An 11,506-nucleotide genomic window follows, 5' to 3' on the forward strand; every position below is an offset into this window, starting at 1 on the left:
GCGCCACGCCCGGCAACGTCTCAAAAGAACGTACTCACTGCCGCATCCAGCGCATCGCGCATGTCCGGGTCATCGGTAATCGGGCGCACCAATGCCATACGGCACGCAGCGGTCGGCTCCACGTTCTTGGCGATCAGGCTGCCTGCGTATATCAGCATGCGCGTGGAGATGCCTTCGTCGAGGCCGTGCCCTTTCAGGTTGCGCGCGCGTTCGGCGATGGATACGAGCTTGCCGGCCACTTCGCCACTGACGCCGGTTTCGTGGGCGACGATTTCGGTTTCGATGTCGTGTGCCGGGTAGTTGAAGTCGAGTGCGCCAAAACGTTGTTTGGTGGATTGTTTCAGATCCTTCATCAGGCTCTGGTAGCCGGGGTTGTAGGAGATCACCAGCTGGAAGTCGGGATGCGCCTGGATCAGCTCGCCTTTTTTCTCCAGCGGCAACACGCGGCGGTTGTCGGTGAGCGGGTGGATCACCACGGTGGTGTCCTGGCGCGCTTCGACGACTTCGTCCAGGTAGCAGATCGCGCCATGGCGCGCTGCGATGGCCAGCGGGCCGTCCTGCCAGCGGGTGCCGCTGGCATCCAGCAGAAAGCGTCCGACCAGGTCGGAGGCGGTCATGTCTTCGTTACACGCCACGGTAATCAAGGGCTTGTTGAGTTTCCACGCCATGTATTCAACAAAGCGGGTTTTGCCGCAACCGGTCGGGCCTTTCAGCATCATCGGCATGCGCACCGAGTAGGCCGCTTCGTACAGCGCGACTTCGTCGGCCACGCCCCGGTAATAAGGTTCTTTTTCAATGCGGTATTGCGCGATAGTGTCGCTCATATCAAACTCCATACTGCATCAGCAGCTTTGATGAGACAGGGTTTACGGGATGTAACAAGCCGGTCAAACAAGCTGGTGATCCAGAAAAATCATGTAAAGGCTGTCGAATCGATTTTTAGTTGGCCATATCTGGGCAACTCAATCCGGCCATACCCGATCCGGATGCACGAAGGGCAGCACGTCAGGTTTGGTGGCCTTGGGCACGGCAGCGGGCTTGGTTGCTTCCGGCCTGGTTACGCGTTTAGGTGCTGCAACGGCTGGTGTCGCTACGGCCTCCTTTGCTTGTTGCGCCTTGATGTCCCGCACGCCCTGCGCCAGCTTGGATCCCATCTTTTTCATAGACATAAGACCTCCTCGATGATTGCTTCAATATCCGACACGGCATGCTGACCCCGCTTGCCGACGCCATATACACTCAGTCCTTCCACCGCCGCGCTGCGATACGCCGCGCGGCGCTGCATGCCGGCGGACAATACCGGCACATCGAATTCAGCCACTGCCTCGCGCATGTCGCGTGACAGCGCATTGCGCGATTCCAGCTGATTGAGCACCAGGCAGGCGCGCAGATCCGGGTTGTCGCGCTGCGCCTGTTTGACCGCCAGTGCCATATCCACACTCGCCCACAAGTCAATCGGTGAGGGCAATATCGGTATCAGCGCCAGATGCGCCATACGCATGATGGCGGCAACCGTCTCGCCTTGCACCGTCGGGGGGCAATCCACCACGACATAGCGGTGACTGCGCGCGAGCTTGCCCAGCACACCCGCCGGATTGCCCCCCAGCTGGGCAACACCCGGCAGACCGGAATTACCGCCCCCCATGCCGACCCATTGCGTGATCGAACGCTGCGGATCCGCATCCACCAGGTGGGTGCTGCCACGCTGCGCCAAACCTGCAGCCAGGTTCAGCGCCAGGGTGGTTTTGCCGGTGCCGCCCTTTTGATTGATGACTGCAATGATTCGGTTCGACATGCCACCCCCTCTAGTCATGGTCTCTGGCGCACCGCTTCTCGCTGTCCCGACCGCCGTTGTCAGCTGCTCCGCAGCTGCTCCGCCAATGTCTTCATTTCATTAATGAAGTTGGAGTTGCGCTGTTGCAATGCGGTTTGCCCATCGCCATCAATACTGATGTTGGCGTAGGTTTTGCCAAAGCTCACGTCCGGGTAGTAATCCTCGCGCTTGGACAAATCCGCCATCTGGTCGAGAAATCGGCGCGTGTCGGCATAGCTGGCAAAATCAAACCGCAGATTCATGCTTGCAATCCGTTCCCCGCCAGGTGCTGCACCCGCCTGCTTAGCCTCGTTTTCGCTCATCATGCACCCCCGCCAAATCCATCAACATTCGATCCAGTTCGCCCAGGTGACCCAGTTCATCCTGCAAAATACCGGCGAACAGGGCTTGCGTCTCGCTGTCGCGAATCCGCGCACAATACTGTGCAGCTTCCTCATACAACCGTATCGCCTCTATTTCCAGCACACGGTCTATCTGCAACATTTCCGTCACGCTTCGTCCGGGTCGTGCTGGCGGCAACTGTGTCGCGTTGGAAGGCACACCCAACACCAGCATCCTTTCCATCAGGCGCCCCGCATGCACCAGCTCTTCATTCACATCTTCACGCAGATGTGCGCTCAGTTCGGACAGGCCCCACAGGCCGGTGAGTTTGGCCTGCAAAAGATATTGCTGCACCGCCGCCAGCTCGTGGCTGAGGGCGCGTGACAGATATCCGCTCAATCGTGGGTCGGCATACATCGACATGACACGGTGCCTCAGGCAATCGCCTTAGCTGATATCGCCATCACGCCCGCCCATACCGGCATCAGGTGCGCTGGGCAGAATGTTTTCCACTTCGCTGTGTACCCGGGCAATGATGTGAGCCGCCACCAGGCCATCACCCACGCGTTCGCACGCATCGGCTCCGGCACGCACGGCTGCATTCACCGCGCCGGTTTCACCACGCACCAGTACCGTCACGTAGCCGCCCCCCACAAACTGGCGACCTACCAGACGCACTTCAGCAGCCTTGGTCATCGCGTCAGCCGCTTCAATTGCCGGGACCAGGCCACGGGTTTCAATCATGCCCAGTGCAATTCCGCTTACATTTGCCATTTCAAAACTCCTTCTCGTTTTCGGTTAAATTCGTGCCTGCCTTAGGCTGCCGGGCTGGGCAGAATGTTTTCCACTTCGCTGTGTACCCGGGCAATGATGTGAGCCGCCACCAGGCCATCACCCACGCGTTCGCACGCATCGGCTCCGGCACGCACGGCTGCATTCACCGCGCCGGTTTCACCACGCACCAGTACCGTCACGTAGCCGCCCCCCACAAACTGGCGACCTACCAGACGCACTTCAGCAGCCTTGGTCATCGCGTCAGCCGCTTCAATTGCCGGGACCAGGCCACGGGTTTCAATCATGCCCAGTGCAATTCCGCTTACATTTGCCATTTCAAAACTCCTTCTCGTTTTCGGTTAAATTCGTGCCTGCCTTAGGCTGCCGGGCTGGGCAGAATGTTTTCCACTTCGCTGTGTACCCGGGCAATGATGTGAGCCGCCACCAGGCCATCACCCACGCGTTCGCACGCATCGGCTCCGGCACGCACGGCTGCATTCACCGCGCCGGTTTCACCACGCACCAGTACCGTCACGTAGCCGCCCCCCACAAACTGGCGACCTACCAGACGCACTTCAGCAGCCTTGGTCATCGCGTCAGCCGCTTCAATTGCCGGGACCAGGCCACGGGTTTCAATCATGCCCAGTGCAATTCCGCTTACATTTGCCATTTCAAAACTCCTTCTCAGTTAAAAAAGCTGCTCAATTGCCGTTACCGGCGTCCCATGCATCAATAATTCCGCAAATCGTCAAGTCGGTCTGAATTGCCCTGTCCCCCGTTGCGATACGTGCAGCCGAGCCACCGGTCGTGATCACCCACTTGCCGGGTGGTGCGCCTACCGGGTCGCAGGCGACGCTCAGCTTGCCCTGAACATCTTCCAGCACGCGCAGCGATGAATTCTGCAATCCCGGTACGCGCCGCGTCGCCACCAGTTCCGACACCACACGCATGATCTCCATATCAGCCCTCCGCCGACCAGTGATCAATAATCCCGACTATGGTCAGATCACTCGGATAGTCCTTGCTGCCTGCCGCTTCACGCGCGGCCGACGAGCCTACGCAGATCACCCAGTCTCCTGCTATGCACCCCACTGCATCGACCGCAACCTGGCGCGGGCCGCCTGCTTTTTCCCGCACCACGAGCAGCGGACGATGTCCCAAATCCTTGATGCGATTGGTCGAAACCAGCGTTTTTTCTACTTGGCAAATCTTCATTACCGCTCTCTCCTGTGCCGATTTATGACGTTTCAGCCTCAACCTGCTCTATCGGGCTACCCGGACGCTTGTCCTGCACGGTCATCCCGCAAACCAGCAGACCCTTCTGGCTGAGTGACGCATAACGCGATTCAATGGCCGCCTTGACCCGGAGGCAACGCTCAACCGTGCGCTCGCGGCAACCCGGCACCCGGCTGTCGTAGCGATAATGAATCGCCACGGGCGCAGGCAAGCCGTGCTGGATATTCAGCTTGCCAAAAATCTTGATGCCCACGTCCATGTCTGTCGCGCCTTCTTCCACGGTGTACAGGTGGGCAAAGTACGCCAGGTTGCGCAACTGGAACTCTTCGAAACCGTCACCCACGCTGATGAAGCGTTCGGCGTGACCGATGTCGGCATAACGGCCATTCTGGTAGCTGCATACGTAGTCGATCTGCGACAGGTTGTTGATCAGCAGTGTTGCAATCAAGCGCCGCATTCCCTCGTGTGGCTCACCCTCGCCGGCCCCCCAGCCACCCATTGCGCTGGATGCCTGGATTGCCTGGTAGATCTTTAGCCGCGCAGCACTGGGATCGTCATTGGCGCTGCTGTGATACAACTCCCTGTTGTCGATGAACCGGTGCAGGCTCATTTCTCCCTTGGCGTCGGGTATGTGCACCTTGATCGCGTCGGTATCGGTATCCACGCCGATCAGCAGGGTATCCACGGATGCGCCGCAGCAAAAACTGTTTTCTATCGCCTGACGAAACTCGCCTAGCCGCTTCAGGCCCGCTTCCGCTGCCCGGGTCACATTGCTGCAATGCGCGGCGCAACCTTCATGCGTCGGATCCGAGCTACTCCAGTGATACACCACCACCTTCAGATAACGGGTGCCCGCGTCCGCCGTGACCGGACGGCCTTCGCGAAACCGCATCAGTTCGGTTTCAATCCAGCGTTTGACATTGGCGTCCACATCGAACATCGCGCCAGCGTAGGCCTTGCGACTGCGCACCGCGCCATCTGGCAGGCGCAGTATGTAACGCACCAGTCCCTTGAGACGACCATCCGAGCAGGGCGAGATATCAACCGCGTGGTAGCCGCTATCCAGAAAAAATGCGACAGCTTCGTCGGTGCCGCGATGCGGGTTGTTTAGCTCCGCCTGGGCCGCCATGAGGCGCACGGTTTGCATGACACATTCGCCATACAGGGCGCGCATGTCCAGATCGGCTATCCAGGCATCGGCCAGAATCTGCGCAGGCAATTCGAACCCCAGTTGTTCTCGCGCAATCTGTTGCGCACGGTCACAGAAATCCACTTCATGCTGTAACCCCGCAATGCGTTTGAGCACCGGCACGATGGCATCGAAGCGGCCCTTTACACTTAATTCGTGCGCCAGCAGACGCTGATTCTCTTCGTGATTGGTAAGCGGATGGTGGCGCAGCCGCCCGTTGTCCACCAGACAGTTGGTATTACACTCAATCGGAGTCTGCGCCGCGCTGCCATACAAGGCCAGACCGTGACGCGCCGGCAGCGCACCAGCAGGCGTGCCCAGACCATAAGGCGGGCGTCTTGCTGCGGGCTGCAGGCCGGGATTGCGCCCGGGTCGGTTTCTCGTATTCATTGCGTGTGCGACCTGTTCAAGTTTGTAAAAGACGTTGCGTCAACCGCGCGCACCGCCGGAGTAGGTAATCGCGGAACCCTTGGCATCGTTACCGCTGCTACCGGTAATGCGGCTTATTGGCAGGGCCGGTTTTTCACGGTCCTTGAGTTGCGCTGCGCCTACCATCGAACTGCGCTGTTCGCCACGCAAGGTGGGATTACGACGCGTTGCATCGCCTTCGGTGCCGGTCACGCTTTCATTGCGCCGCCAGGCGGCCCCAGTAATCGCAAATCCACCCTCGCGCCCATCGCCGGTCAAACGGCTACGCATGTCGTCAGCAACGGGTACCGAAACTCGTTCCGCCATCAATACCGAGACGCCTTCCTGATGGCGAAATTCGGGCGTGCCCGATACCAGCCCGGCGGCCAGATTCACGGGACCGGTAATCCGGCCTGCTGCACCGTACGCAGTGCCGGTAATACGGCTCAGGCTACTCTCCTGCGCGGTACGTGACGGCGTGGTGATGCTGAACTCCCCCCGCACTGGCGCAGGCTCCGGCTCAGCTGCTGCTATTCGCGGTGCATCCATCGCAGCGCGGCTGAGAGGGTGCGGATTGCTGTTGACACCGCGCTGCGACACACGCTGATATGTAGTGGCATAGGGTGTGCCGCTCAATACCTGGCTTTCGCCACGTTCGGCACCGGTCACTTTGCTGTTGCTTTCACTGCGTGCGGCGCGCAACGCCAATCCTGCCTGAGCAGTGCGGCTGGCCATCAGGGCACGCGAAGCCTGTTGATGCTCGGGATCGTTCAAGCCGGCGCGCGGATCTGTATTGATATATTCGGTACCGGAAATCATCTGCGTGCCGCCCTGCTCTCCGCCGGTCACTTTGCCGCTTTGCTCGACCATGGTGCCGGAGACCTGCTGATTGTGGCGGGTGCGCATCAGTCCGACTTTTTCGGGCAGCGCTTGCGGCTCGCGGTTGCATGCCTGGTACTGGGACAGATCATTGGACTCGGTGCCGGTTACTGCGGCACATGCCCCGCGCTCTGCGCCGGTAATGAGTTCACTCGATGCAATGGCTGTGCCGGTCACCGCTTGTTGCTTGACCGTGTTCATCACGCTGACTTTATGTGGCATATTGTTGCCGTTGCGGCATATGCTGGCTGACTGATCCTGCACGTATTGGCTGCCGGTGAGTTTGTTACTGCAGCTGCCCGGCTCGTCACCCGTCACTTTCGGATTGCGCCCCACAAGTGTGCCGCTCACGGGCAGCCCGGCTTGCGTGGAAGCCAGGTTTACCTTGGTAGGCGCGACCAGCGGTTTGGCCCCGCAGAACGATTCAAACTTGTCTGCGCTTAGATACTCGGTGCCAGTCACCGCCTTGCACGTACCCGCCTCGCCACCCGTCATCTGTTCGCTGCGATCCACACTCGCGCCACTGACCCGCTGGCCGCGACCCGTGTTGCTGATACTGACTTTGGCTGGAGTCGGGGCAGGCATGACTGGACACAATGCTTCGTATTGCTCGGCACCGATGTACTCTGTGCCGGTAATGACACGGCAACTGCCCGGCTCGTTACCTGTCACTTTCCCGGTGCGTTCGACCTGGGTGCCTGTCACGCTGGCGCCAGTCAGGGTCGTACCCACTTCCACCTTGCCCGGCGCCGGGGGACGTATCCGTCCGGTTGGGCGCGATGCCTGGCTCTGTCCACGCCCTTCGCTGGACAAGGCAGCACGCCGCGCACGCGCGGCATCGCGCCCGTTCATGCCCATGAACTTGCCATTGCTACTCCGCGCAGAAGCAACCGTCCCAGACGTTGACTTGACAGCAGTTTTTCCTTGGCTCGCCAGCGCACTACGCCGCGCCTGACACAGCTTGCGTACTGCAGAAACCGTCGACCCTGCCGGCGCAACCGGCTCGCTCTCCACCAGGTTGCACACCGCATCAAGCGCCTGCTCAGTTTCCACCTTGCTGTCGTCGGATTTGTTTTTGCCTTTGCAACCACAACCGCAGTCCGCCGTCTCGGTCAATACAGCCGGCTCAGCCGCTGGCACCACTGCTGGGCGCACAGCAGGCGCACTCGTTTTGCTCTGCGCAAGCGCAGCGCGGCCGCCGTGCGACAGCGCTTCGCGACGCGCCCGGGAAAGCGACTTGCCGGATTGGCCTGGCGCCGTCATAACGCTAGGCGCAGGCTCGGCAGGGGGCGCCTTCTCTGCCGCCGGAGCTGGGCGAGGGCTTGTAACCGTTGCAGGACGGGCTGCCGCCTGTGGCGGTTTTACCGCCAGTGCGGTACGCCCGTTTTGCGACAATGCCTGGCGCCGCGCCAAGGCAGCTGCGCGCGCTGAACGAGGTGTTGCTGCCGTGTTTGCAATAGCATCACTCATGCTTTTATCCTTCCGTGTTCAACTCGACCCTGACGGGATCGCCAACTGAATATCCCGTTAATTGCTTAATTCCCGCGGAATACCACGAACGAGCTGCCCTGGCTCTGGGAGTAATTGTCATAGCCGATCAGGCGGACATGGTGACCTGGGTGTGCACGCTTGCAAGCCTCCAGTTCGGCAATGATGGCGTCGACCGATTGTTCGCCGAACATCGGCAACTTCCACATGTACCAGTAGTACTCATTGGCGCGAGACGGCTCGACATGCTCGATGCCTGGATTCCAGCCCTGACTGACCATATAGGCGATTTGGCGACGCGTTTTTTCCGGCGTCAGGGGGGGCAGGTACGAGAATGTTTCGTACTTGGGGGTCGAGATGTAATCCTGAATGTCTGACATTGCTATTCCTTTCTTGAGTTGCCTACCGGCCAGCCGGCACGGTGGGCACAGATTAAATTTGCGCGTTTAGGCCATTGAAAATTAACGGTTCACGACGTCCAGCTTGTCCACAGTGTCAAACTCGAACTTGATCTCTTTCCAGGTTTCCATGGCGATCTTGAGTTCCGGGCTGTCCTTGGCGGCGTTGGTGAGGATCTCCTTGCCTTCGCGCTCCAGCTCGCGACCTTCGTTGCGGGCTTCCACACAGGCTTCCAGCGCCACGCGGTTGGCGGCGGCGCCAGCGGCGTTGCCCCACGGGTGGCCGAGCGTACCGCCACCGAATTGCAGCACGGAATCGTCACCGAAGATGTTCACCAGCGCAGGCATGTGCCACACGTGAATACCGCCTGAAGCTACCGGCAGCACGCCAGGCATCGAACCCCAGTCCTGGTCGAACATGATGCCGCGCGAGCGATCTTCCGGAATGAACGATTCGCGCATCAGATCGATCCAGCCGAGCGTGGCGTGACGATCGCCTTCCAGCTTGCCGACCACGGTACCCGAGTGCAGGTGATCACCACCGGACAGACGCAGAATCTTGGTCAGCACGCGGAAGTGGATACCGTGGTGCGGGTTGCGGTCGAGTACGGCGTGCATGGCGCGGTGGATGTGCAGCAGCACCCCGTTTTTGCGGCACCAGTTGGCCAGGCTGGTGTTGGCCGTGAAACCACCGGTGATGTAGTCGTGCATGATGATCGGTGCGCCGATTTCCTTGGCGAATTCAGCCCGCTCAAGCATCTGTTCCGCAGTCGGCGCGGTAACGTTCAGGTAGTGGCCCTTGCGTTCGCCCGTCTCATTCTGCGCATTCAGGGTTGCGTCCTGCACGAACAGGAAGCGATCACGCCAGCGCATGAACGGCTGGCTGTTGACGTTCTCGTCGTCCTTGGTGAAGTCCAGACCACCGCGCAGGCACTCGTACACCGCGCGGCCGTAGTTCTTGGCAGACAGACCCAGCTTGGGCTTGATGGTGCAGCCCAGCAGCGGACGACCATACTTGTTCATCTTGTCGCGCTCGACCTGAATCCCGTGGGGCGGCCCGCCGCAGGTTTTCACGTAAGCGATGGGGAAGCGCACGTCTTCCAGGCGCAGGGCACGGATGGCCTTGAAGCCAAACACGTTACCGACAAGGGAGGTGAATACGTTGACCACTGAACCTTCTTCGAACAGGTCGATCGGATAAGCAACGAAAGCGTAGAAACAGGTGTCATCGCCTGGCACGTCTTCGATGCGATAGGCACGGCCTTTGTAGTAATCCAGATCGGTCAGCAGATCGGTCCACACGGTGGTCCAGGTACCCGTTGATGACTCCGCGGCCACGGCAGCGGCCGCTTCTTCACGATCCACGCCCGCTTGCGGGGTGATCTTGAAGCACGCAAGGATGTCGGTATCCAGCGGTGCGTATTCCGGCATCCAGTAAGTCTGGCGATACTCTTTCACGCCCGCATTAAATTTTTTCACGCTCATCACACTCTCCTTGTAAGCAACACTTAAAAATGACGCACTTCCCACGACGCACTCTCAAACACCGATATCCGGCTGTGTTGATTCTTCAGCCCGACTCCAGCAGTTGCCCTACTATAAATAAATCGAAACATAATTTAAAATGAATAATAATTATGAAATACATTAATTTTACTGAATGTATTTCGTCCCATTTCCATACACGTGAGGACAAACATGAATTTCACCCTCAGGCAACTCCGTTTATTTGAAGCCGTGGCGCGCAATGCCAGCTATACCAAGGCGGCAGAAGAAATGCATCTGACGCAACCCGCTGTTTCCACGCAGGTCAAGCAGTTGGAAGAGGATGTAGGCATGGCCCTGTTCGAGCACATGGGCAGAAAAATTTTTCTCACCGAGGCTGGCCGCGAGATGTATCAATTCAGCCGTTCCATTGCGCAAAAATTCGACGACATCAGCATGGTTCTGGATGAAATGAAGGGCGTTAAGCACGGCGCACTCAATATTTCAGTGACCAGCACAGCAAAATATTTCGCGCCCTATCTGCTAGCCGAATTTTGCCGACAGCACGCCGGCATCACCGTCAATCTGGATGTGACCAACCGCGCTACGCTATTGCGGCAGCTGGCCGACAACGTGCCCGACATGGCGATCATGGGGGCCCCTCCCAGTGGACTGGATCTGGAAGCCGACTCGTTCATGAGCAACCCGCTGGTGGTCATCGCACCGCCCAGCCATCCGCTGGCCCATGCCGGCCGCATCTCGCTGCAAAGGCTGATGCAGGAGCCTTTCATCCAGCGCGAACAAGGCTCTGGCACACGCAACGCCATTGAGCGCTTCATGCAGCAACGCGGCCTGAGCATGACGACCACCATGGAAATGAGCCGGAACGAAGCCATCAAGCATGCCGTCATGGCGGGCTTGGGCCTGGGCATGGTATCTATCCACACACTGGAAATGGAGATGGCGCTGAACCGATTGGCAATACTGGATGTGGAAGGCTTTCCCATCGTCAAGGACTGGTATCTGGTACATCGGCACGGCAAGCGTTTTTCAGGGGCGGCCGCCGCTTTCAAGGATTTTGTACTGCAGGAAAGCAGTCGCTTCATAAAAATCCCGCAAGCCGACGTCAGCGCGTAAACGCGCATCGCATTGCTGGCTGCTACATTCAGCCCTGGAACTTGACCAGACGGTTAACCTGAATATCGGACACGAAAATCACGCCGGTATGTTCGTTAAAAAACGGCGCGAAGCCTTCCAGTATGGGCTGCACCAGATCTTCCGATACGGCTGTGATGATCATGATCAACACTGAGTCTTCATTAAACATCACGTGCCCCTCATGAAAACCATGGCTGCCTTTTCCTGACAAATGATTGACGATGGTATAACCGGTCACGCCAGCACGTTCCAGCAAGTCGGTGGCAAACGCCTGATGTTCACCCTCCAGAATAATTTCGAGTTTCTTTAGCGTGCTCAGATTCAGGGTATTCATGC

Annotated in this window: 16 protein-coding genes; 1 reads left to right on the plus strand and 15 read right to left on the minus strand. The window is 58.9% G+C overall.

The window, feature by feature from the left end:
- Positions 1-20: 20 nt before the first annotated feature.
- From ACFDAU_RS15580 to ACFDAU_RS15645, 14 genes are all read right to left on the minus strand, one after another.
- Positions 21-824, minus strand: a complete 804-nt coding sequence (locus ACFDAU_RS15580) for a CbbQ/NirQ/NorQ/GpvN family protein (protein WP_413437816.1) — start codon at positions 822-824, stop codon at positions 21-23.
- 138 nt (positions 825-962) lie between these two features.
- Complete coding sequence (locus ACFDAU_RS15585; protein WP_413437817.1) at positions 963-1,169, minus strand: hypothetical protein; 207 nt, start codon at positions 1,167-1,169, stop codon at positions 963-965.
- Entirely contained in the window at positions 1,160-1,795 is a 636-nt protein-coding gene (gene parA, locus ACFDAU_RS15590) for a ParA family partition ATPase (RefSeq protein WP_147075176.1), read from the minus strand. Before parA ends, ACFDAU_RS15585 begins: the two co-directional genes overlap by 10 nt.
- Positions 1,796-1,854: 59 nt before the next feature.
- The gene (locus ACFDAU_RS15595; protein ID WP_413437818.1) at positions 1,855-2,076 is read right to left on the minus strand and encodes a hypothetical protein; all 222 of its coding nucleotides are present in this window, start codon (positions 2,074-2,076) and stop codon (positions 1,855-1,857) included.
- 40 nt (positions 2,077-2,116) lie between these two features.
- Positions 2,117-2,578 (minus strand): ferritin-like domain-containing protein, encoded by a 462-nt coding sequence (locus ACFDAU_RS15600; RefSeq protein ID WP_413437819.1) that lies wholly within the window; start codon positions 2,576-2,578, stop codon positions 2,117-2,119.
- 24 nt (positions 2,579-2,602) lie between these two features.
- A complete protein-coding gene (locus ACFDAU_RS15605; RefSeq protein ID WP_413437820.1) occupies positions 2,603-2,929 on the minus strand; it encodes a BMC domain-containing protein in 327 nt (108 codons plus the stop codon).
- Between the two features lie 41 nt (positions 2,930-2,970).
- A complete protein-coding gene (locus ACFDAU_RS15610) occupies positions 2,971-3,264 on the minus strand; it encodes a BMC domain-containing protein (RefSeq protein ID WP_413437821.1) in 294 nt (97 codons plus the stop codon).
- Positions 3,265-3,305: 41 nt separating this feature from the next.
- Positions 3,306-3,599, minus strand: a complete 294-nt coding sequence (locus ACFDAU_RS15615; RefSeq protein WP_413437821.1) for a BMC domain-containing protein — start codon at positions 3,597-3,599, stop codon at positions 3,306-3,308.
- 31 nt (positions 3,600-3,630) lie between these two features.
- Positions 3,631-3,888 (minus strand): carboxysome peptide B, encoded by a 258-nt coding sequence (locus ACFDAU_RS15620; protein WP_413437822.1) that lies wholly within the window; start codon positions 3,886-3,888, stop codon positions 3,631-3,633.
- 1 nt (position 3,889) lies between these two features.
- Positions 3,890-4,144, minus strand: a complete 255-nt coding sequence (locus ACFDAU_RS15625; RefSeq protein WP_413437823.1) for a carboxysome peptide A — start codon at positions 4,142-4,144, stop codon at positions 3,890-3,892.
- A 22-nt stretch (positions 4,145-4,166) separates the two neighbouring features.
- Positions 4,167-5,744, minus strand: a complete 1,578-nt coding sequence (locus ACFDAU_RS15630; RefSeq protein WP_413437824.1) for a carboxysome shell carbonic anhydrase — start codon at positions 5,742-5,744, stop codon at positions 4,167-4,169.
- Between the two features lie 39 nt (positions 5,745-5,783).
- Positions 5,784-8,111 carry a CsoS2 family carboxysome shell protein gene (locus ACFDAU_RS15635; RefSeq protein WP_413437825.1) on the minus strand — a complete coding sequence of 776 codons (2,328 nt, stop codon included), beginning with the start codon at positions 8,109-8,111 and terminating at the stop codon, positions 5,784-5,786.
- A 65-nt stretch (positions 8,112-8,176) separates the two neighbouring features.
- Positions 8,177-8,509: a ribulose bisphosphate carboxylase small subunit gene (locus tag ACFDAU_RS15640; protein ID WP_413437826.1), complete on the minus strand. Its 333-nt coding sequence runs from the start codon at positions 8,507-8,509 to the stop codon at positions 8,177-8,179.
- An 81-nt stretch (positions 8,510-8,590) separates the two neighbouring features.
- Positions 8,591-10,012, minus strand: a complete 1,422-nt coding sequence (locus ACFDAU_RS15645) for a form I ribulose bisphosphate carboxylase large subunit (RefSeq protein WP_413437827.1) — start codon at positions 10,010-10,012, stop codon at positions 8,591-8,593.
- Positions 10,013-10,225: 213 nt separating this feature from the next.
- Here ACFDAU_RS15645 and ACFDAU_RS15650 point away from each other — a divergent pair, with 213 nt between their 5' ends.
- Positions 10,226-11,149 (plus strand): LysR family transcriptional regulator, encoded by a 924-nt coding sequence (locus ACFDAU_RS15650; RefSeq protein ID WP_413437828.1) that lies wholly within the window; start codon positions 10,226-10,228, stop codon positions 11,147-11,149.
- A gap of 28 nt (positions 11,150-11,177) precedes the next feature.
- Here the strand turns inward: ACFDAU_RS15650 and ACFDAU_RS15655 are convergent, their stop codons facing one another.
- Positions 11,178-11,504 (minus strand): P-II family nitrogen regulator, encoded by a 327-nt coding sequence (locus ACFDAU_RS15655; protein WP_413437829.1) that lies wholly within the window; start codon positions 11,502-11,504, stop codon positions 11,178-11,180.
- Positions 11,505-11,506 lie beyond the last annotated feature (2 nt).

The organism is Sulfuriferula sp. GW1 (assembly GCF_047300855.1).
Lineage (GTDB): Bacteria > Pseudomonadota > Gammaproteobacteria > Burkholderiales > Sulfuriferulaceae > Sulfuriferula.

Excerpts from the sequence above, each read along its gene's own strand:
- ACFDAU_RS15580 (WP_413437816.1), bottom strand. The coding sequence starts at position 824 with ATGAGCGACACTATCGCGCAATACCGCATTGAAAAAGAACCTTATTAC.
- ACFDAU_RS15585 (WP_413437817.1), bottom strand. The coding sequence starts at position 1,169 with ATGTCTATGAAAAAGATGGGATCCAAGCTGGCGCAGGGCGTGCGGGAC.
- parA (WP_147075176.1), bottom strand. The coding sequence starts at position 1,795 with ATGTCGAACCGAATCATTGCAGTCATCAATCAAAAGGGCGGCACCGGC.
- ACFDAU_RS15595 (WP_413437818.1), bottom strand. The coding sequence starts at position 2,076 with ATGAATCTGCGGTTTGATTTTGCCAGCTATGCCGACACGCGCCGATTT.
- ACFDAU_RS15600 (WP_413437819.1), bottom strand. The coding sequence starts at position 2,578 with ATGTCGATGTATGCCGACCCACGATTGAGCGGATATCTGTCACGCGCC.
- ACFDAU_RS15605 (WP_413437820.1), bottom strand. The coding sequence starts at position 2,929 with ATGGCAAATGTAAGCGGAATTGCACTGGGCATGATTGAAACCCGTGGC.
- ACFDAU_RS15610 (WP_413437821.1), bottom strand. The coding sequence starts at position 3,264 with ATGGCAAATGTAAGCGGAATTGCACTGGGCATGATTGAAACCCGTGGC.
- ACFDAU_RS15615 (WP_413437821.1), bottom strand. The coding sequence starts at position 3,599 with ATGGCAAATGTAAGCGGAATTGCACTGGGCATGATTGAAACCCGTGGC.
- ACFDAU_RS15620 (WP_413437822.1), bottom strand. The coding sequence starts at position 3,888 with ATGGAGATCATGCGTGTGGTGTCGGAACTGGTGGCGACGCGGCGCGTA.
- ACFDAU_RS15625 (WP_413437823.1), bottom strand. The coding sequence starts at position 4,144 with ATGAAGATTTGCCAAGTAGAAAAAACGCTGGTTTCGACCAATCGCATC.
- ACFDAU_RS15630 (WP_413437824.1), bottom strand. The coding sequence starts at position 5,744 with ATGAATACGAGAAACCGACCCGGGCGCAATCCCGGCCTGCAGCCCGCA.
- ACFDAU_RS15635 (WP_413437825.1), bottom strand. The coding sequence starts at position 8,111 with ATGAGTGATGCTATTGCAAACACGGCAGCAACACCTCGTTCAGCGCGC.
- ACFDAU_RS15640 (WP_413437826.1), bottom strand. The coding sequence starts at position 8,509 with ATGTCAGACATTCAGGATTACATCTCGACCCCCAAGTACGAAACATTC.
- ACFDAU_RS15645 (WP_413437827.1), bottom strand. The coding sequence starts at position 10,012 with ATGAGCGTGAAAAAATTTAATGCGGGCGTGAAAGAGTATCGCCAGACT.
- ACFDAU_RS15650 (WP_413437828.1), top strand. The coding sequence starts at position 10,226 with ATGAATTTCACCCTCAGGCAACTCCGTTTATTTGAAGCCGTGGCGCGC.
- ACFDAU_RS15655 (WP_413437829.1), bottom strand. The coding sequence starts at position 11,504 with ATGAATACCCTGAATCTGAGCACGCTAAAGAAACTCGAAATTATTCTG.